This is a genomic window from Catellatospora vulcania, from assembly GCF_009720385.1.
Taxonomy (GTDB): domain Bacteria; phylum Actinomycetota; class Actinomycetes; order Mycobacteriales; family Micromonosporaceae; genus Catellatospora; species Catellatospora vulcania.
Genome location: NZ_ML769306.1, coordinates 139,323 through 158,060, shown reverse-complemented (window position 1 = coordinate 158,060; position 18,738 = coordinate 139,323). Strand labels below are relative to the sequence as shown.

At 71.2% G+C, this 18,738-nt stretch carries 19 protein-coding genes; 7 read left to right on the top strand and 12 right to left on the bottom strand.

Annotated elements, in window-relative coordinates:
• Window positions 1-67 precede the first annotated feature (67 nt).
• The 3 genes from F6W97_RS14005 to F6W97_RS13995 all read right to left on the bottom strand — a co-directional run bounded on the left by F6W97_RS14005 (window position 68) and on the right by F6W97_RS13995 (window position 5,595).
• Window positions 68-3,796 (bottom strand): S8 family serine peptidase, encoded by a 3,729-nt coding sequence (locus tag F6W97_RS14005; RefSeq protein ID WP_155370742.1) that lies wholly within the window; start codon window positions 3,794-3,796, stop codon window positions 68-70.
• A gap of 117 nt (window positions 3,797-3,913) precedes the next feature.
• Window positions 3,914-4,891: a helix-turn-helix domain-containing protein gene (locus F6W97_RS14000; protein WP_155370741.1), complete on the bottom strand. Its 978-nt coding sequence runs from the start codon at window positions 4,889-4,891 to the stop codon at window positions 3,914-3,916.
• 296 nt (window positions 4,892-5,187) lie between these two features.
• On the bottom strand, window positions 5,188-5,595 hold the full coding sequence (locus tag F6W97_RS13995) for an SHOCT domain-containing protein (protein WP_155370740.1): 408 nt from the start codon (window positions 5,593-5,595) through the stop codon (window positions 5,188-5,190).
• Window positions 5,596-5,843: 248 nt separating this feature from the next.
• Here F6W97_RS13995 and F6W97_RS13990 point away from each other — a divergent pair, with 248 nt between their 5' ends.
• Both F6W97_RS13990 and F6W97_RS13985 read left to right on the top strand, forming a co-directional pair.
• The gene (locus F6W97_RS13990) at window positions 5,844-6,569 is read left to right on the top strand and encodes an ester cyclase (RefSeq protein ID WP_155370739.1); all 726 of its coding nucleotides are present in this window, start codon (window positions 5,844-5,846) and stop codon (window positions 6,567-6,569) included.
• Between the two features lie 101 nt (window positions 6,570-6,670).
• Entirely contained in the window at window positions 6,671-8,038 is a 1,368-nt protein-coding gene (locus F6W97_RS13985) for a fibronectin type III domain-containing protein (RefSeq protein ID WP_155370738.1), read from the top strand.
• Between the two features lie 46 nt (window positions 8,039-8,084).
• Here F6W97_RS13985 and F6W97_RS13980 read toward each other — a convergent pair whose 3' ends face one another.
• The gene (locus F6W97_RS13980) at window positions 8,085-8,615 is read right to left on the bottom strand and encodes a MarR family winged helix-turn-helix transcriptional regulator (RefSeq protein WP_155370737.1); all 531 of its coding nucleotides are present in this window, start codon (window positions 8,613-8,615) and stop codon (window positions 8,085-8,087) included.
• Between F6W97_RS13980 and F6W97_RS13975 the strand changes: the two genes are divergently transcribed.
• Window positions 8,614-9,234 carry a hypothetical protein gene (locus F6W97_RS13975; RefSeq protein WP_155370736.1) on the top strand — a complete coding sequence of 207 codons (621 nt, stop codon included), beginning with the start codon at window positions 8,614-8,616 and terminating at the stop codon, window positions 9,232-9,234. The genes F6W97_RS13980 and F6W97_RS13975 overlap by 2 nt on opposite strands.
• Before the next feature lie 128 nt (window positions 9,235-9,362).
• Here the strand turns inward: F6W97_RS13975 and F6W97_RS13970 are convergent, their stop codons facing one another.
• Window positions 9,363-10,097 carry a TetR/AcrR family transcriptional regulator gene (locus tag F6W97_RS13970; protein ID WP_155370735.1) on the bottom strand — a complete coding sequence of 245 codons (735 nt, stop codon included), beginning with the start codon at window positions 10,095-10,097 and terminating at the stop codon, window positions 9,363-9,365.
• Between the two features lie 58 nt (window positions 10,098-10,155).
• On the opposite strand from F6W97_RS13970, the gene F6W97_RS13965 reads away from it, so the two are divergent.
• Window positions 10,156-10,950: a DUF2306 domain-containing protein gene (locus F6W97_RS13965; RefSeq protein ID WP_230686665.1), complete on the top strand. Its 795-nt coding sequence runs from the start codon at window positions 10,156-10,158 to the stop codon at window positions 10,948-10,950.
• A 44-nt stretch (window positions 10,951-10,994) separates the two neighbouring features.
• On the opposite strand, the gene F6W97_RS13960 is transcribed toward F6W97_RS13965, so the two are convergent.
• The 3 genes from F6W97_RS13960 to F6W97_RS41235 all read right to left on the bottom strand — a co-directional run bounded on the left by F6W97_RS13960 (window position 10,995) and on the right by F6W97_RS41235 (window position 12,133).
• A complete protein-coding gene (locus F6W97_RS13960) occupies window positions 10,995-11,429 on the bottom strand; it encodes a hypothetical protein (protein WP_155370734.1) in 435 nt (144 codons plus the stop codon).
• A gap of 118 nt (window positions 11,430-11,547) precedes the next feature.
• Window positions 11,548-11,769 carry a hypothetical protein gene (locus F6W97_RS13955; protein ID WP_144127914.1) on the bottom strand — a complete coding sequence of 74 codons (222 nt, stop codon included), beginning with the start codon at window positions 11,767-11,769 and terminating at the stop codon, window positions 11,548-11,550.
• Window positions 11,770-11,998: 229 nt separating this feature from the next.
• On the bottom strand, window positions 11,999-12,133 hold the full coding sequence (locus tag F6W97_RS41235) for a hypothetical protein (protein ID WP_269059689.1): 135 nt from the start codon (window positions 12,131-12,133) through the stop codon (window positions 11,999-12,001).
• Window positions 12,134-12,301: 168 nt separating this feature from the next.
• Here F6W97_RS41235 and F6W97_RS13950 point away from each other — a divergent pair, with 168 nt between their 5' ends.
• Together F6W97_RS13950 and F6W97_RS13945 are read left to right on the top strand one after the other, a co-directional pair.
• Complete coding sequence (locus tag F6W97_RS13950) at window positions 12,302-12,655, top strand: gamma-glutamylcyclotransferase family protein (RefSeq protein WP_155370733.1); 354 nt, start codon at window positions 12,302-12,304, stop codon at window positions 12,653-12,655.
• A gap of 167 nt (window positions 12,656-12,822) precedes the next feature.
• Entirely contained in the window at window positions 12,823-13,155 is a 333-nt protein-coding gene (locus tag F6W97_RS13945) for a YciI family protein (protein WP_155370732.1), read from the top strand.
• A 32-nt stretch (window positions 13,156-13,187) separates the two neighbouring features.
• Here the strand turns inward: F6W97_RS13945 and F6W97_RS13940 are convergent, their stop codons facing one another.
• The 4 genes from F6W97_RS13940 to F6W97_RS13925 are packed head-to-tail and all read right to left on the bottom strand — an operon-like array spanning window position 13,188 to window position 17,098.
• A complete protein-coding gene (locus F6W97_RS13940) occupies window positions 13,188-14,420 on the bottom strand; it encodes an adenylosuccinate synthetase (protein ID WP_155370731.1) in 1,233 nt (410 codons plus the stop codon).
• On the bottom strand, window positions 14,417-15,382 hold the full coding sequence (locus F6W97_RS13935; RefSeq protein WP_155370730.1) for a hypothetical protein: 966 nt from the start codon (window positions 15,380-15,382) through the stop codon (window positions 14,417-14,419). The genes F6W97_RS13940 and F6W97_RS13935 overlap by 4 nt, the downstream gene beginning before the upstream one ends.
• 10 nt (window positions 15,383-15,392) lie before the next feature.
• Window positions 15,393-16,373 carry a serine/threonine-protein kinase gene (locus F6W97_RS13930; RefSeq protein WP_155370729.1) on the bottom strand — a complete coding sequence of 327 codons (981 nt, stop codon included), beginning with the start codon at window positions 16,371-16,373 and terminating at the stop codon, window positions 15,393-15,395.
• Window positions 16,370-17,098, bottom strand: coding sequence for an NUDIX hydrolase (locus tag F6W97_RS13925; RefSeq protein ID WP_155370728.1), 729 nt, complete (start codon window positions 17,096-17,098; stop codon window positions 16,370-16,372). Before F6W97_RS13925 ends, F6W97_RS13930 begins: the two co-directional genes overlap by 4 nt.
• A 199-nt stretch (window positions 17,099-17,297) precedes the next feature.
• Between F6W97_RS13925 and F6W97_RS13920 the strand changes: the two genes are divergently transcribed.
• Window positions 17,298-18,407, top strand: a complete 1,110-nt coding sequence (locus tag F6W97_RS13920; RefSeq protein ID WP_230686664.1) for a glycoside hydrolase family 18 protein — start codon at window positions 17,298-17,300, stop codon at window positions 18,405-18,407.
• The last annotated feature ends 331 nt before the right edge of the window (window positions 18,408-18,738 follow it).

The window sequence follows — 18,738 nt, the reverse complement described above, 5'->3', positions numbered from 1 at the left end:
GTGGATCCGGGTTCGGCTACCCGTGATGGACGGCCCGGCCTGAACACCGGCGCGTGTGGCGGGTCCGTCAGCGCAGCCCGAAGGCCCGCTCGACGGTCTGTGTGACGGTGTTGCCCGCGGTGTCGACGGCGGTGACCCGCACCGCGACGAACCGCGCGGCACGCGGTGCGTCCAGCGTGGTCCGCCAGCCACCGTCACGCTGCGTCAGGGTGGCCCGACGCCAGGTGCGGCCGTCGTCATAGGACAGCTCGACGGTGACGGCGCGGATCTTCCCGGCCCGGTGCGCGTCCGGGTGGTGTGCCGCCGACACGGTCAGCCCGGCCCGCCGGTCGGCCCGGCCGAGCACATCGGTGTCCACCGCGTAGTGCACGCCGATCAGCGGCAGCCGCCACGACTCGTCCGACGCCGCGGGAGTGAACGGGAACGTCCACGCCGTCTGCGTGCTCGTCGAGTACGGCGACACGACCTGCTGCGTGCCGCGGTTGACGATCCGCACCCGGCCGGCGCCGGGCGTCAGCTGCCCGTACAGGCTGCTGCCCGGACCCTCGGTGATCAGGTCGCCACCCTGGTACAGGCTGGTGGTCTGGGCGATCTCGCCTTCCCAGACCTGGCCCTGGTGGTGCGGGTCGGCGTCGCCCCAGCTCGGCAGGTTCCAGATCATCACCTCGTTGCCCAGCTGCGTGGGCACGCCCGAGATCAGGCTGTCGCGCAGCAGGCTGGGCCGGCCCACCGGCGCGAACCAGCTGACCTCGTGGCGCGCACCGGGCCGGTAGCCGAGCAGGTCCGAGGAGAGCATGATGCGCGTCTCCATGGCCTGCTCGAACCACTGGTTGTCGTGCTCGGCCGACACCCAGTCGGTGCGCCGGCCCTGGGCGGGCGCGAGCAGCACCGGCCCGCCGAGGCCGGCGTGCGACTGCTCCGGTGAGACGTCGTAGCGCAGGAAGTTGACGGTGCCCGGGGTGGGGCGTTCGAAGGAGACGTCGATCCGGGCCAGGTCCCGCGGTCCGGGCCGGTAGCTCAGGTCGGCCGGCACCGCGCCGCGGTGGCGGCGGACCAGGTCGTACACGTAGTCCGAAACCGGGTGCGCGGTCACCGTGTGGCGGGCCCGGCCGCGGCGGAGCTGCGCGATGAGAAGTTCGCCCTGGCTGCGGCCGATGGACGCGACCGGAAGCGCCGGGTTCGGGTCGGGCACGTCCGTCCACGCGTCGAGCCGGCCGGGGCCGTCGTTGACGACGACGAGCAGCTTCGCCCCGGCGGCCGCCGCGGCGTCGGTGGAGGCGACGACGTCCACGGCGGGGTCGCGGCGGACGACGGCGACCTTGCCGCGTACGCGGGCCCCGGCGAGTTCGGCCGGGGAGCCGTTGCCCGCGTAGACCAGGTCGAGCTGCTCGCTGCCCTCCGGCAGGCTGCGTGACGCCGTCTGCATCAGCAGGTCGTCGAAGCGCTGACCGTACCCGCCGATGGTCAGCGGCGGCTGGACCAGGCTCCACCGGAACCCGAGGCTGAACGTGCCCTGGGTGACGTCCTTGCCGGTCGGCGTGGCCCAGACGCTGTGGTAGCGCTTGTCGACGGTGTAGTTGTCGAACATCGGGAACCGGTCGGCGTAGGTCCGTCCGTAGTCGACCCGGATCCCGGCGCTCGCGGTGTCGGCCTTGACCTCGGCGCTGACCCTGCGCAGCCGCCGGGCGTCGAGCACGACGGTGCGGTCGCCGGTCAGCACGGTCTCGGGGGCGAAGAGCATGCCCAGGCCGAGGCTGTCGGGTCCGTCGAGGCCGGGCATGTCGGCGTGCATGACGGCGCTGTAGGTGCCGGTCGGCAGGCGCAGGTCCACGTGTCCGGTCGCGTCGACGGCCACCAGCCTCGGCGTGGTGTTGCGGGTGATGTCGTTGATCAGCAGGAGTCCGGACAGGCCGCTGCCGTCGCGGTCGCGGGCCTGGAAGGTCAGCCTGGCCCGCTGCCCTTCCTTGTTCATCCCGACGAGCGTATGGGTAAGCCGCACCCCGTCGGGCCCGGCGGCGTCGACACTGGCGTTGGCATACGTGTCGTCGGCGGCGCGGTCCAGGTCCAGGCGCACGGTGGCCTGCGCGGTGCCGTGGGCGGGCACCGTCACCCGGTCGGCGGTGAGCGTGAACAGGCCCTCGGGGGCGGTGGGGGCGCGCATCGACAGGTCGAGGGTCACCGCGGCGTCGCCGGTGTTGGTGTAGGAGACGGTCCGGTCGATCCGCTGACCGGGCTGGTAGGGCCAGGTCAGGGCGGTGAAGTCCGAGCCGGTGGCGAACACCGTCGCCGCGACCGAGCCGGCGGCGTCGACGCGGCCACTGCCGTCGCGGTACGGCTCCAGCCGCTGCGCCGCCCGGCTCGTGCTCATCAGCGCGTCCTTGAGCTGCCGGCCGGTCCAGCCGGGGTGCTTGGCCGCCAGCAGCGCCGCGGCCCCGGCCACGTGCGGCGTCGCCATCGAGGTGCCGGACATCGTGGTGTACATGCCCTCGCCCTCGCCGGACTGCTGCGAGCGGGCCGCCAGCACGTCGACGCCGGGTCCGGACAGGTCGGGCTTGAGCGCGTTGTCGCCGCGCCGCGGCCCGCTGCTGGAGAAGAACGCCCACCGGTCCTGGCCGTCCACCGCGCCGACGGTCAGTGCCGCGTCGGCCGCGCCGGGTGCGCCGACGGTCTGCATGTCCGGGCCCGAGTTGCCCGCGGCGATGGTGAACAGGGCGCCGGTCTGCGCGCTGAGCTCGTCGACGGCCCGGCTGAGCGGGTCGGTGCCGTCGGTCGGCGCGCCGCCCAGGCTCATGCTGACGACCTTGGCGTGCTGCTGCCGGGCGGCCCACTCCATGCCCGCGATGATCCAGGAGTCCTGGCCCTCGCCCTGATCGTTGAGGACCTTGCCGACGTGCAGCCGTACGCCCGGGGCGACGCCCCGCTCCAGGCCCTGCGAGGCCGCGCCGGTGCCGGCGATCGTCGACGCGACGTGCGTGCCGTGGCCGTGCCGGTCGGTGACCTCCTGACCGGGTACGAAGCTCTGCGCCTCCGCGATCTGGCCCGCGAGGTCGGGGTGGGTCTGGTCGACTCCGGTGTCCAGGACGGCGACGTCGACGCCCGCGCCGGTGTTGCCGGTGGCCCACACGGTCGGGGCGCCGATCTGCGTGGTGGTGTCGGCCAGCGCGGCGCGGACCTTCCCGTCCAGCCAGACCTTCGTGATGCCGCCGCTGAGCACCGGCTTCGCGGCGGTAAGCTTCCCGGCCGCCGCGGGCGCGGTGAGCGCCTGCCAGAACCGGGCCGCGCCGGCACGGTCCTGCTCGACCGCCGCGCCGTGCACGCTGTCCAGCGTGCGCACCTGGGTCGTCCCGGGCAGCGGCGTGCGGCGCGCGGCGGTGGCGCCGTACTCGACGATCAGGGGCAGGCGGCCGATGTGCGCGTCGTCGTACCCGGCGGCGATCAGCCCCGTCACGTCGAACAGGCGCTCGTCGAGCAGGCCCGCGGCCACGTACGGCGCCACCGCGTCCGGGTAGACGAAGGTGCGTGCGCCGAACGTCACCACGTGCGCTCCGACGGCCTGGCCCGCCGGTCCGTGTACGACGGTGGTCGTGTGCCCGCCGGGCAGGTCCGTCACGGTGACACGGTCACCGTTGATCAGGGTGACGGTGTGCATGGCGCCGGACCGCGCCGGTGCGGCCGCGCCGGGGGTCGCCGCGGTGGCGGCCACCGGCGCAGCGGAGGAGAGGCCGGCGACCAGCGCGAGCGCCAGTACGGCGCGCGCCAGGGCCTTGCGGCGGTGGGCAGGTAAACGGGCGGTCATCAGGGCGACTCCACTCGAACGGGGGGTGAACGTGTGGAGATCGTCGCAACGGCGGGTGCCGGCGTGAAGCGATCACGGTGGCACGGTTGTGACTTGCCCATCCGCGACTTTCCGCGGTCAGAGCCACCCGCAACGCGCCGCGTGGTAGGCCAGGCCCGCCCGGGTGTCGACGCCCGCCAGCGCCATCAGCCGGTCCAGCCGCCGCTGCACGGTCCGCCGGCTGACTCCCAGCTGCGAGGCGATCGCCTTGTCCGGCACCCCGCCGACGACCAGCGACAGCACGTAAAGTTCGGCCTCGTCCGGGCCGCCGGCATGATCGGCGCCGCCACCGGGGACGCGGATCGGCACCGCGGCCTGCCAATGGCTGTCGAACAGCGCGACGAGCGCGTGCAGCATCTCCCCGTTGTTGATCACCGCAGCGCGTGGCCCCGCGGCGTCCCCGGGCTCGCGGATTAGTGACAGCACCGCCGTGCTCCGGTCGGCGACCAGCATCCGCACCGGCAGCGCCTGCGTGGCCCGAGCGACCTGCCCGCGGCGGATGCCCTCGGCCACGTTGTCGAGCACGCCGGGCACCAGCAGCGACTCGCGCTCGTAGACGACACGGCAGCCCACACCCCGGGCGAGCGCATCGAACTCGGCGGTGTTCTCGCCACTGGCCAGCGCGACCGGGTTGGCGCGGCAGAACCACAGCAGCTCGCCTCCGGCCAGGTCCTGCACCTGGCGCAGCCGCCGCCGCAGCGGCTCCGCGCCCACGACCAGCTCGGCCACCTGCTCGCCGCCACGCCGGCGGCTGGAGGCACGGTACTGGTCGTGCAGCTCGGCCATCAGCCGGCGGCCCCGTTCGAGAGCCTCCTGCCGGCGCAGCAGGCTCGCGCCGAGCGCCACGTCCGGCGGCAGCGGCTGATACACCGGGTCGGGGCCGGGTTCGACGACGGCCAGCCCGGCGTCCAGCAGGGCTCCCAGCGCGGCCGCGGCCTGCGCGTGCGACAGCTCGCCGAGTTCGGCTACGTCGGCGACCCGCCCTCCACCCGACTCCACCAGGGACCGGTACGCCTGCTCCTGCGCGTCGGTCAGCAGGTCCATCTCCTCGGGCATCGGGGCCGCCTTTCACGATCGTGTTCCGCCCCAACCGACCGCGCAGACAGCCCCAAGGTTCCCTCCACTCGCGGATCGGCACGATACGTGCGCTTGCGCGCCCCTTGGCGCAGTCTCGCAGACCATGTGAACACGGCCGCGCCTCTGCACACGGCAGCCCTCTGCTGTGGAGGGTCCTGCGGGTGCTCGCAGCTCGGAAACGATCTGCGCGTCATGTCGGGCGCGGCGCCAGGGTGCGGGAGTGACGAGTTCACCCCGGCAAGCCGAAGCACGCCTCGGCCGCAGGTCGGGCGGGTTCAGGACGACAGCGCTTTGGCCTTGAGCGCCTCGAACTCGGCCTGGGTGATCGCTCCGGTGTCGAGCAGGGACTTGGCCTGCGCGATCTGGTCGGTGGGCGACATGCCGGTGCCGACGGCGGAGCGGATCTGCGCGTCCATCTGCTGCTTCATGGCCTGCTGCTGCTTCAGGTTGCGCTGCGCCATACCGCGGCCGCGCGCGATGAGGTAGATGAAGATGCCGAGGTAGGGCAGGAAGATGAGCAGGATGACCCACAGCGCCTTGACCCAGCCCGAGGTCTCGTGATCGCGGAACAGGTCCGAGAAGACGATGACCAGCAGCCAGAACCAGATCACGAACAGGAAGAACTCGAACATCCAGAGAAGGAAGTCGCCGTTGCCGAACGACGACTGAGCCAGCGTGATCATGTTCGTCCTCGGATGCCGTAGGTCACTGACCTGGAGAGCTGCCCTTGCCGGTGTCTTTTCACGCTAGGGCAGATCCTTCGCAGATGTGGCGCAATGCTCCAGAAAGTGCCACTTGCGCTGCCTGCTCACGTCCGACGCGTGACCGGGCGGGGGAGCGCACGGCAGTGATCGCAAGGCGGGCAAGGGCATAACCTGGGGAGAGGCCGCGTATCGGCCAGGTGCGTGGTCCCGGAGCAGGGAGGCACCCCATGACATTCATGCAGATCATCGATTGCAAGACCGAACGTCCTGATGACCTCAACCGGCTCATGGACACGTGGGTCGAGCAGACCGCCGGTAGGCGAACGGCCACCCACACGCTGATCGGCCGCGATCGCGACGATGCCGGCCACTACCTGGAGATCGTCGAGTTCCCGTCGTACGAGCAGGCCATGCGCAACTCGCAGCTGCCGGAGACGAGCCGGATCTTCGATGAGATCGTGGCGCTGTGCGGTGAGCCACCGACCTTCACCAACCTGGACGTCATCCGTGACGAGCAGCTGAACAAGATGAACGCCCGGGTGTTCTTCGATCAGATCGCCTCCGAGGGCCGGCTGGACCTGCTGCCGGACCTGTTCGCCGCGGACTACGTCGGCCATGACCCGGCCGGTGAGGGCGAAACGGTCGACGAGGGGGAGACGATCGGCCTCGACGCGCTGCGCACGCAGGTCGAAGGCTACCGCCGCGGGTTCGACTGCCGGTTCGACGTGCAGGCCCAGGTCGCCGAGGGCGACGAGGTCGCCACCCGGTGGAGCTGGGCCGGAATGCACCATGGCGAGTTCCGGGGCGTGGCCGCGACGGGCCGGGAGTGCACCATGACCGGTATAGCGATCTTCCGGTTCGAGGACGGCAAGGTCAGGGAGGCCTGGTGGAACTGGGACAACCTGCACCTGTACCGGCAACTCGGCCTTGTCCCCCAAGCTGCGCCCAGGTGAACACCGCCACCGGCGGTGACGCCGTGGTCGTGAACGTGGCAGGTTTCGATCACTGAGCGCCGGGCATATCGTCGCGACCGCGATGGACGACGGGAGACGACGTGGCTCAGCCATGGCTGGCCGAGGCGCAGCTCGCCCGCTCACTGATCATGACGCTCGGGGCCACGCTCGACGACGTCGTGAGCGGCCGGAGCGGCCTTGAGGTGCACCAGGTGCTGATCGACGCCTTCGACGCGCCCCATGATGACAGCCGGATCGACGGAGTCGAGGTCGGGCGGGACGAGTTCATGCAGCTCTGGACCGGCGTCCAGCAGGGCCTCCGGCTGCCCGAATCGGCCTGGCAGAAAATCGTCCTGCCGGCCGTCATCACGTTCAGCGGTCCGCGCGTCCAGAAGATCCACCTTGAACTGGCCACAGCCCAATGGTTGGCCGCGCGCGCCGCCGTCGACGCCGTGCCCGGCTACGCGGAGATCGCCGCCACACTGGGCCCGGCAGCCCGTCCGGCACAGGACGACGGTGCCGGTGAACCGTGGGCGGGCGGCGGGATCACGGTGCGGCCGAGCGCCGACACCACCCTGCAGACCGCCGAAATTCCCCGTGCGTCGGGCGTCAGAAGCCGCGCGTGGGCCGTCGCGGCAGTGGTCGTGGTGGCCGCGGCGTCGGTGTTCGCGCTGAGCAGTCGCACGCCCGAGACGCCTTCCGGGGCCGCAGCCGGCACGCCGACGGCGTCCGGGTCCACGGCAGCGGTGGTCGTGGCCGGCTCTTCGATGCAGCCCAGCGCCCTGCCGACCGTGCTGGCGTCGGCAATGCGGCCACCGTCGGCGATCACGGATCAGCCGCCACCGGTGTCGGTGTCGGCCGGCCCGGCGTCGAGGCCGCCGTCCGCGCCAAGGGACCTGGCCGCCATGGCGGCCACCCACGACAGCGTGATGCTGAGCTGGTCGGTGCCCGCTGACGTGGGGACCGGAGGTGTGGCGTACTACCGCATCGTGCAGGACGGCGCCGACGCCGGCTGGACCAGGTCCCCGGGGGCGACGGTCACCGGTCTGGCAGCGGGCACCCGGTACATCTTCGTGATCGTGGCGTACAACGCGGCAGGTCAGCAGTCGCCGCCGAGCAGCGCGGTCACCGTGGTCACCGCCGGCCCCGCGGCGTCTGTGCCACCCTCGGTGGCCCCGCCTTCCTCGCCGGGCGCGCCACCGTCCCCGCCACCCTCGCCGTCGCCTCCGGTCGTGCTGCCGGGGTCCGATGTCACCGCGCTCGGTGGCACGGTGCGGGTCACGTGCTCGAACAGGCAACCGGCCGTCGTGCGTGTCACGCCGGCTGCCGGATACACGGTCAGGGATGTTCCGCAGCCCAAGGACCAGGTCCGTATCCTGCTCGTGTCACCGGACAACGACAGCGAGATCACCGCCCGGTGCGACAAGAACGACGTCGTCGCCGCCACGGTGAAAGAACACAGCCATTAGCCGAGGGGTCGGCCGTCGCTGGTGTCCTCACCACTCCTGCGTAGGGTCAGGGCGCGTCGACCGGGGGCGCGATGGTCGCTCGGGCGGCGTCCAAATGCGCGTTGACCTCGGCGACGAGGCCGATCAGGTTGCGCAGACGGTCATCGTCGAGCGACTCGAAGGTGAGGGTCGCGTCGGGGTGCATCGCCATCATCGCCCGGGTGAGCAGCTCGCCGCCGGCCTGAGTGAGGCGGACGACCCGCCGCCGGGCGTCGTCCGGCGCCGGTTCGACGGTGACCACGCCGCGATCGGTGAGCGCCTTGATGGTCTTGGAGACGGCCGGTTGATTGACCTCCATGGCGTCGGCGATCTCGCCGACCGAGGTGCCCTCCGGTGTGCTCATCAGGTGAAAGAGCAGGCTGGTGTGGGTCGTCGTGATGCCGAGGGGGCGTAGCGCGCGGTTGAGCCGGGTGGTCGTGAGCTGATGCAGGATCGACAGCTCCCGCAGTGCCTGTCCCTGCAGCTCCGCTCTCATCGGGCAATCATATTCCATGGAACGCTTGACAGGCCGGCGTCGCCCGGTCAGGATATATTCCATGGAATATGAAATCGCCACCGGCCGGGCCTCGCTGTACACCCACCTGCGGATCGCGGCGCGACGAGCGACGTCGTCGCGACTGCCCCTGCTCCTCGGCCTGTTCGGGGCAGGCTTCGTGGCGCAGCGGGTTAGCCAGGGCGTGCTCGACGGGCTCTATGCGCGGTCGGGCTATCCGGTGCCCTACTACGCCGGGCAGCTCTCCTTCAGCGGCCGGAAGCTGTCGGGGTGGTACTCGGCGATGGAGCGCGGCGGAACCCTGGAGACCTACTGGCAGACGCAGTTCGTGGACTTCGCCTTCATCGCGGCGACCGCCCTGTTCTTCACGGCCGCGCTGCTGCTGGTCGCGCGGGCGATGCCACCGGCGAGCGCGGCGCGATCGAAGGCGGTGGCACTGGTCCCCCTCGCGCTGGTGGCGCCCGTGGCCGACGCGCTGGAGAATCTGATCTCGTTCGTGCTGCTGAGCGACCCGGCGCATGTGAACGGCGCCCTGGCGATCGTCTACTCGACCGTCGCGGCGGTGAAGTTCGCCGGCTTCGCTTTCGTCTACCTCTGGCTTCCGGCGGGCCTGCTGACGGCGGCACTGCTCCGATTCCGCGGTCGCTGCCTCGCCACCAGCTGACAACTCGGTTGGCCAGGGGGAGGACGGGCAGGTGTGCGTTGTCTTCCCCCGGTCAACCCGTTGCGGGCGACGGCGTCGGAGACCGGTTGCCGGTCGGCCCCGGTAAGCGGCCGGTCAGGCTGCGCCCTTCACGCTCCCGGACGCACGTGTCCCTCCACGCCGTCCAGCAGCAGCCGCACGCCGAGCCGAAGTCCCGCGTACAGCTCCGCACCCGCGTCGAAGCCACCGGGTTCGGCTGCTGTGAGCAGCCCGTGCAGGGTCGGGAATCGATCAGGTGTCGCCAGCTTGCGCAGCGCCTCACTGAACTCGGCGGTGGTGCCGTCCTGCTCGGTGGTCAGGTCGATCGAGAGGGCGGCCTGGCCCCTGGTCGACGCGAGGATGTGCTGGGCGATCGCCATCACCTCGGCGCCTTCGAGGCCGCCGCGGCTGAGGGCGTGCAGCAGGGCCTCGAACCACGCCATCTGGTTCGGTCCGATCGGCACGTTCACCGTCGGGACCTTCAGCACCCACCGGTGCGCGTGATAGAGGTCCCAGGTGGCGCGCACCCAGCGTTCGACCCCGTCGCGCCAGTCGTCGCCGTCGTCCGGGACCGGCGGTGGCGGGGTGGCGGCGTCGATCATCAGCTCGATGAGCTGATCCTTGCTGGGCACGTAGTTGTACAGCGACATCGTCGTGTAATCGAGGTCCTTGGCGACGCGTTGCATGGAGACCGCGCCGATGCCCTCGGCGTCGGCGATCGCGAGCGCGGCCCGGGTGATGGCCTCCACGGAGAGCCCGGGGCGCGGTCCGCGGGTGCCCCGCGACGTGCTCACTCCCCACAGGAGCTCGACGGTGCGGGCCAGGCCGCCGGTGTCGCGGGGCATCTTTCTCCGATCGTCGTGGTGAGGCCATCCTAAAACTCTGTATGACATACATTTTTCGTTGTACGCTATACAGAGTTTTTTCGTCGATCGAATGGATCCCCTCATGACAAGCACCGTCGACACGGCAGCGGCGACCACCTCACCCCAGGTAGAACCCCGCCCGCGCTTCTGGCGCCGCCCGTGGATCGGCCCGCTGATGCTCCTGGCGGCGACCTTCCTCGCGTTCTCCGTGCCCCGCTATCTGACCTTCGACCCCGCGCAGACGAACGTGCCGGCCCCCGACGGCTTCGCCGCTCACTACGCGCTGCTGGTCGGTCATGTCCTGTGCGGCACGGTCGCCATGGTCACGGCGTGCTTCCAGATCTGGCCCACGTTCCGCGCCCGCCACCCGAGAGCACACCGCGTCATGGGCCGCGTCTACGTTCTCGCCGGCGTGCTTCCGGGCGGCGTGCTCGCCGTCGTCGTCGGCGTGATGAGCCCGTTCGGGCCGGTCGTCCGCGCCGCCAATGTCACCCTCGGCATCCTCTGGCTCGCGACGACGATCGCGGGATTCCGCATGGCGCGCCGCCGCCGATACGTCGAGCACCGGCGCTGGATGGTGCGCAGCTTCTGGCTCACGTTCGCGATCATCACGACGCGAGTGACCGGCACGATCACCGGCTTCATCATGTACGGCGAGCAGATGGCCGAGCTCACCGGCCCGACCGATCCGCGCGCGCAGATGTTCAGCAGCATCGGCGTCTGGGTCGGCATGATGATCAACCTGGTGATCGCCGAGTGGTGGTTGGAGCGCGGCACGGCCTCGCAGCGCAGGGCCCGCGAGCAACGCCGGCTTCGCGCTGCCCAGGAATAGCGGTCAATCCGGCAGGTCTGAGGCCGCGATGTCGGTCGAGCCGATCAACGGGGCAACCGTACGACCGCCAGGTCCCACTGGCCGTGCAGGTCCTCCCAGGTGGTGACGACATCGCCGAGGGGGAGCGGATTACGGCCGGGACGGTCGTCCCGGTCGAGTTCGACGTCGTTCTCCTCGAACTGCCCGATGACCCGGACCGCGTCGTCGAGGGTGCCGTCGGTGGCCAGTCGCAGGTAGCCGACGCGCCATCGCTCGGGGAGCGTGGTCAGGTCCCGGCCTGTCACGTACCCGGCCGGGGTATCGAACAGTGAGCGGCTCACGTCGATGGCCAGCGGTACTTCGTAGACGGTGAGCCGGTCGTCGTCGAGCAGGCGGTCACCGCGCAGCAGTCCGGGGTCGGCGAACTCGGGTAGTCTGTCGAGCTCGGTCTCGTGGATGAAGTTGCCCCACGCGTAGAGCGCGTACTGCCCGTCCATCATGGACACGATGATAACGGCGCGGACGACCGCGGGTCTGACCGATCCGTCGCCCGCCGATCGGGCCGGGCTACGACGACCGCAGCGGGGCCGGCCGGCACAGCAGCCGGCCCCGGGAGAACTACTTGGCGTCGGCCAGGTCGGCGATGGCCCGCGCCGCACGGAAGTACGGGCTGCGGCCCAGCTCGCCGATCGTCTTGATGCCCAGGGCGTCCTTGAGGTGCTCGGCGGCACGCTCGCTCACACCGGCGAGCGCGGCGACGGGCGCGTTGGCGAGCTCCTCAAGGCTCTTGTCCTGGTAGTCCTTGTCCAACAGCTTGGCGAGGTCAGCGGAAACCGGCATGGCCACTCCTTCGGGGTCGTGGTCCGGCGTGGTGCCGAACGTGCCCCCGAATCCTTTCACTTTCGACATCCGGCCGATCTCGGGGCCCCCGGACCGCTGATTCTCCTGGCGCGGCACGATGCGACGCATCGGGACTCTCTGTTACCGACGGTCGGCAATACCCAACGCAGTGTGGACAGCCTCATTACCTCGCAACCACTCGCCGTTCCTCGTCGGTCATGCTGCGCTGTCAGCCGCCGGTGTACTCCGGATCGTCGGGCCCTTCCGCGGGTTCGATGGGGTGCGGAGTGCGTCCCCGCTGTTCGAGAACCTCGGCCTCGTCGTCCTCACGGACGATTTCCGGCTCCTCGGGTGTCTGGCTCATCTCGGCCTCCTCGGCATGGCACCGGCAGACGTACCCACGAAGCGCCAGTTCCATTCGCCGGCACACCGCAGAGCGCGAGGCGCCGGCGCGGTCGCGCCTCGGCGTATCCGCAGCCCAGGTCGCCAACCACGGCCGGCTCCCGCCGGGATACGACGGTAGAATCGTCCGGTGAGCGATGATCTCGGGCCGGCTCACCGCCTGGCGACCTACGGAAGCCTTGCGCCGGGTAAACCGAACCATCATCACCTGGACGATCTTGGCGGCCGCTGGTTCCCCGGCCACGTACACGGCCGGCTCATCGACGCCGGCTGGGGGAGCGCCCTCGGGTTCCCCGGGCTTGCCGTCGATCCCGACGGCGAGCGCGTAGGCGTGGAGGTCTTCGAGTCCAGCGACCTGCCGGCCCGCTGGCCGCGGCTCGACGCATTCGAAGGTCCGCAGTACGAGCGAGTCGTCACCGACGTGCACACGCCGGGCGGTCCGGTCGAGGCATGCATCTACGTTCTGAAGGCAGCGAAGCCGTGAGGTGAGCGCGTGGACGCGGCGTCTGTAGGGCAGGATGCAAGCCGCTCAACGGGGCGACGGCACCCGCAGGTGTGCTGGGTAGGTTTCATCGCCCGCCTGATCGGCGAGTCGGTAGGTGTCACCGGATCGTCTGGCTCGGTGACCTCCTGCCACGGAAGGACCGCGTCATGGCGAAGTTCTTGACCATCGGATACGGCGACCAGGCCGGATACGACCGTACCGCCGCTGAGCTGCGCGACCGCGCGCATGCCCATGATGCGCGGCTGCGGGAGGCCGGTGCCGAGTCGGGGATCGCCGGCGCGCCGGTGCAGGTGAGAAATCATGACGCCACCGGCGTGGTCGTCGAGAAGGGTCCGTTCATGTCGGCTGGACTTCCCGTGGCCGGGTTCGCCCTCATCGAAGCGGCCTCGCTGGACGAGGCGATCGAAGCCGTGGCCGCGACTCCGTGCGCGATCGCGCACGGAGTCGTCGAGGTGTGGCCGCTGCACGAGTCGGCGTAGGTCGCCGCTGCGCCATGGCCGAGGACAACCCGTCACCGCGACCGCGTGGACCGCTGCGCCTTGTCTGCGCAGGTCGGGCCGAATGAGGTGACCGCGACCGGAACGCCGAGCACCTCTCCGGGATCGCCGAGCCCCGTGTAGACCGGGGTGGCGGTGCTCAACGTCTGGGTGAGCTTCTCCTGGTACGCCAGATCGCCGCGCTCGCCGGGCACGATCCGGTCCAGCTGCCCGTACGCCAGGCACATCTTCAGCTTGTGGTGTTCGGCCGTGTCGGTGTGGGTGACGGCGAGCGCGTCGACGCCGCCGCAGACCTCGACGGCGTAGCGGTGGGCGACGGCGTCGAAGTGACCGGCCCGCCACGCGCCCTGCCATCGGCCGTGGCCGTTGTGCCGTTCCGGCAGCGCCGCCGTGAGCTGCGGATCCTCGGTGACGAGAGGTCCTGCGCCGTGGCGGGTGGTGTAGGTGCGCACGATGCCCAGGCGCAGGGCGTCGCCGTCGCCGTCGCCGTCGGTGGCCAGCAGCGTCTCGGCGTTGTCGAAGGTGGTGGTGGACCAGGTGGTGTAGGGGTGCCAGCCACGCCATTCGTCCAGCAGCACCCCCTGGGCTCCTTCGAAGACGCACGGGCCGGACAGCGCCTGCCGGGACGAGGAGACGAGCCGGACCGCGGTCCCGAACCACCGGAAGGCCTCGGCGACGGCGGCGACCGGTGGCGCGTCGAGAGGTCCGAGTTCGGCGGTGAGCGCGTCGCGGACCGCGCCGAGCTTGCGTTTCAGCGCGGCCGGGGACTCGGTGTCGCCGGCGCGGACCGCGAGGTCGGGGTGGGCCAGCGCGAACGCGGCGGTCTCGCCGACGCCCATGCCGCACGACCCGTGCCGGTCGTCGCCGCGTGCGGCTTCGCGGCGGCGGTTGGCGGCCCGATGCCACGGCGTGGTCAGCAGGGCCCGCCGGTCGACGGTGAGCAGTTCGAACGGCGCGGCCACGCCCAGCTCCGCCAGGTGCCCGGCCTCCGTGGCCAGCGCCAGCGGGTCGACCATCATGAACCGGGACAGGTGGGTGCGTACCCCGTGCAGGGTCCCGGAGCCGAACTGGGCGAAGGTGTGGTGACGCCCGTCGGGCGTCACCACGTTGTGGGCGGCCTGCGCGCCCCCGTTGAACCGGATCACGGTGCTCACCGGCCGGGTCGCGCAGAGCCAGTCCACGATGGTGCCCTTGCCGGCGTCGCCGTAGCCGAGGTCGACGACGATGACGTGGCGGGGCTCGGTCACAGCCGGGTCACCGGCGTGGCCCGGTCGCCGAACCCGGCCGGCAGCGCCGAGCGGACCAGTGCGCCGCGGGTGCTGCCGAGCGGGGCGAGCGCCTTGCCGACGGTCGGGCCGGCCGCCGATCCGGCGTCGGCGAGGTCGACCAGCCCCGAGTCCAGGTCGGTGGCGTCCTCGCCGAGCCCGACGGTCAGGGCGATGGTTTCGCAGACGGCGTCGAGGTCGTCGAGTTCGATGACGTGCTGGCCGAGCAGCCTGCGCCAGAACCCGAGGATCTCGGCGTCGCCGGTGTAGCTGGCCTGGGCGGGCATGATGAAGTACACGTCGTAGCTGCGGCGCAGCTCGGCGACGATCGCCTCGGTGCTGATCGGCTCGGCGATCGTGTCGCCGACGACGCGGCGTACCTCGTCGGGCTTGACCCGCGGGTAGGCCATCTCGTCGCCGATGATGAACAGGTAGCCGCGCCGGCCGCGGGCGACGGCGTCGAGGTCGGTGTGGCGGGCCATGAAGTACATGGCGAGTTCGTAGGACTCGGTGCGCTGCCCGCCGCCGCCGCCTTCGAGCAGGATCCGGCCGAGGTCGTCGTCGGTGCGGTTGTCGGACTCGAACTGCCCGATCTGCAGCGGCGCCCGGTCGCAGGTGGCGTCACCGATCGCGCCGAACAGGATCTGCGGGTCGGTGCAGTAGCCCTTGCGGATCAGCAGGCCGAACAGTTCCGGCAGTTTGGTCTGCAGCACCCGCGGCACCGAGCCCATCGACCCGGTCACGTCGAACAGGATCGCGATCGGCGTCGAGTTCGGGTGCTGGTCGCTGTCGCGGCTCTCCCGCATCGTGACACCGTGCGGGTTGAGCGCGTCGTGTACCGTACGCGCGCCGGAGTCGCTGTAGGCGAACGCGCTCGCGCCGGTCGCTTTGCGGTACTTGGCGGTGGCCGCGTAGACGTCGGTGGACCATCGTCCACTTCCCATGATCTGCTCCTTAGAGGGTGAAGGGGCGGTAGGTGCGGGGCCCGTAGAGCGCTTCGAGGAGCTCGTCGAGTTCGGCGAGCAGCCGCCACGCGTCGTGCGGTCGGTTGTTCGGGTTGGTCAGGGTGCAGCCGCGGGCGAACCGGGCCAGGGCCGGTGGTGTCCGGTCGCCCATGAGCCAGGTCATGCACCGGGTCGCGAGGTGGATGTCGGTCGCCTCGCTCGCGGGCTGCTTGCCGGTGACCTCCGGCGGGTAGAGGTCGTGGTACCCGGCGGCGAGCGCCGGGACGGTCTGGCCGGGTTCGGTGCTGCTGTAGCACCAGTCGACGAGGACGAGGCCGTGCTCGCCCGGGTGGATGAGCACGTGGTCGGGCACGATGGCGCCGTGGACGACACCGGCGTGGTGGGCGTAGCCGACGGCGACGAGCAGCCGCCGCCACATCCAGGCCGCGTCGCGCGGGTCGACGCCGTCGGGGTAGGACTGCTTGACCCGGGCCAGGTTCACGAAACCGTCCTGGTGGGCGAGGACCGTCGCGGTGCGCTGGGTGCCGCCGGCGGGGTCGCGGTGCGTGAACGACTCGATCAGCCGCGGGGCGTAGGCGTGGTGGCGTGCCTCGCCGTGGTCGCGCAGCCGGGTCAGCGCACGTGCCTCGCGGCGCATGAGGTCGCTGTCGGCGGGGTGGCGGGGCAGCTTCAGCAGCGCCGTGCCGCCGTCGACGGTGTACAGGTCGGCGACGTCGCCCGCGTACCGCAGCGGCCCGACGCGGTACGCGCCGCGGCGGGTGACCATGACCGTGCCGTCGCGGTGCGCTGCCCACAGGTCCGCGAGCCGCGCGAACGCGTGCGTCGCGGTCGCGGTCGCGCCGGCCGGTGCGGCATCGGGGTGCAGGACCTTGGCGAGCATCCGGTACGCGTGCCCGCTGTCGCCGCCGAACAGGTCGCCGGGGGTGCGTGCGGCCGCCACCCGGGTGACCGCGTCGTCGAAGGCGTTCATCGAGGTTCCTGGGTGGGTCGCAGCAATGCCGGGTGCAGGATGCGGGCGTCGCCGGCCCGGTAGAGCTTGGACCGGGGGCCGCCGCGTTCGCCGCCGCGCTGGGTCGTGGCGCCGGTGTCGGCGATGAACCCCGGCACGGACAGCACCTTGCGGTGGAAGTTGCCCGCGTGCGGCTCCTCGCCCCAGACCGCCGTGTACACGCCGCGCAGCTGCGCGATCGTGAACTGCTCGTCCACGAACGCGGTCGCCAGCGGCGTGTACTCGATTTTGGCGCGGGCGCGTTCGAGGCCGGCGGCGAGGATCGCGTCGTGGTCGAACGCGAGGCCGGACGCGGCGCCGACGGGGACCCAGCGGGCCGCGGCGGCGTCGCCGCCGACGGTCGGCTCGGGCAGGTGCGGCGCGAAGGCGAGGTAGGCGACCGACATCACCCGCATGCGCGGGTCGCGGCCCGGGTCGCCGAACGTGGCGAGCTGCTCCAGGTGGACGCGGGGAAGGATCCCTGTCTCCTCGGCGAGCTCGCGTAGCGCGGCCTGGTCGAGTGTCTCCTCGCGGACGAAGCCGCCCGGCAGCGCGAGGCGGCCGGCGTGCGGCTGCTCGCCGCGTTCGACGAGCAGCACGTGCAGGACGCCGTCGCGGATGGTGAGCGTGACGACGTCGACGGTGACCGCGACCGCCGGGTAGGCCCGCGGGTCGTAGCCGTCGAGGAACTCGCGCTCGGTGACCATGGCATGTCCTTCTCGATATGAGATTAACTCGAACTGAGAATGACTTTAGGTCGAGGTGTGGCCGTTGTCAATCGCCGGCGGAGGCAGTGCGGTGGCTCGCAAAGCAGATGCTTCGGGCGGCAGTGACACATCGGCATCCGCTGACGCCATAACAGTGAACATTGTTTCCTGTTTGGTCCCACGTCAACGGAGGTCCACTATGAGACGACTGGCACTGGCCGTCGCCGTCGCGATCGGATTGGCCACGCCCGCTCCCGCCGCGGCCGTACCACCGGCCGCCCCCGCCGGGGCGGCGCAGGCGGCGGCCGTGACGCCGATCCAGATCTACGGCGCATGGCATTGCAGCAACGACGCGTGCACCTGGGCGGCGGCGCGTACGGTGGCCGAGTTCGACAGCCAGAACCACTGGCTGGTCGACCGCGGCGACGGCCGACCCTCGGTCAACATCGTCGTGCTCAGCTTCGTCAATCCGCTGCGGCTGCTCAACCAGACCACCGACGCCGGCAACCTCAACGGGCTGCCGCGCGGGATGACGCCTGAGATCGTCAACTACTTCACCTCCCGCGGCGTCCGGGTGATGCTGTCCATCGGCGGCATCACCTACACCGACGACTGGGACGCCGCACTGGCCGCCAACGCGACCCTGCTCGGCCAGCGGGCCGCCGCGGTCGCCGGCCAGCTCGGTGTCGGTATCGAGATCGACTACGAGCAGAACACCAATCCGAACCTGACCGGCCTGCAGAACTTCATCAACGCCTACCGCGCCGTGCACCCCTACAACGCCGCCGGCACGGACCCGACGGCCCGGCTGACCATCGACGTCGCCGCCGGTGACCGGTGGCTGATCGACATCAACCGCAAGGCCACCGCGGACTGGCTGCGCACCGACACCCCGGTGCTCGACTACGCCAACGCGATGGTCTCGGCCCGGCAGCCCTCGGCGTCCACCGCGCAGGCCAACTGGCAGGAGCACATCGACGGCAAGCCGCAGTACAACCCGCCGGTGCTGCCGCTCGCGCCGGCGAAGTTCACCGGCGCCTTCTACGTCGCCGCGGGCGGCAAGGCCATCCCGGAGTGCAACAACTTCGCCAACTCGCTGCAGAAGGCCACCGCCCCGTACGTGCAGTCGGTGACACCCAACGGCGCCGGCGCCAGTGCCGGGATGCTCGGGTTCATGTTCTGGGCGGCGGAGAAGCCCTCCACCCGGGGCATCGGCACCGCACCGCCGAACACCTGCGAGGGCGGCATGGGGGTCGGCGCGACCAGCCTGAACATCCCGATCCCGATGCCGGCGCTGCGCCAGAGCTGACCCGCGGCTCGGCCCGGACGGCGGCCATCCCGGCGACGCGCGTCGCCGGGATGGCCATCCCAGGGATTCCAGCCACGCAGGCCGCGGACCACCCGCATGCCCGGCCGAGAGCATGTTCGATCGACTGACGCAAATTGACATGTCAGACGATAGTGGAGGTTCGCAGCGCCCAGGAAGCTGACCCGGGAGGGTGCCCATGGCTCAGGAGCCGACTCGCAGCGCGGCTGCCGACGACCCCATCGACGGTGCGGCCGCCGAAAGCGGCCCAGCGCCGGCTTCCGGGGCACCGCTGCCACGGCCGACGACGCCGCCGACACCGCCGTCGCGGCCT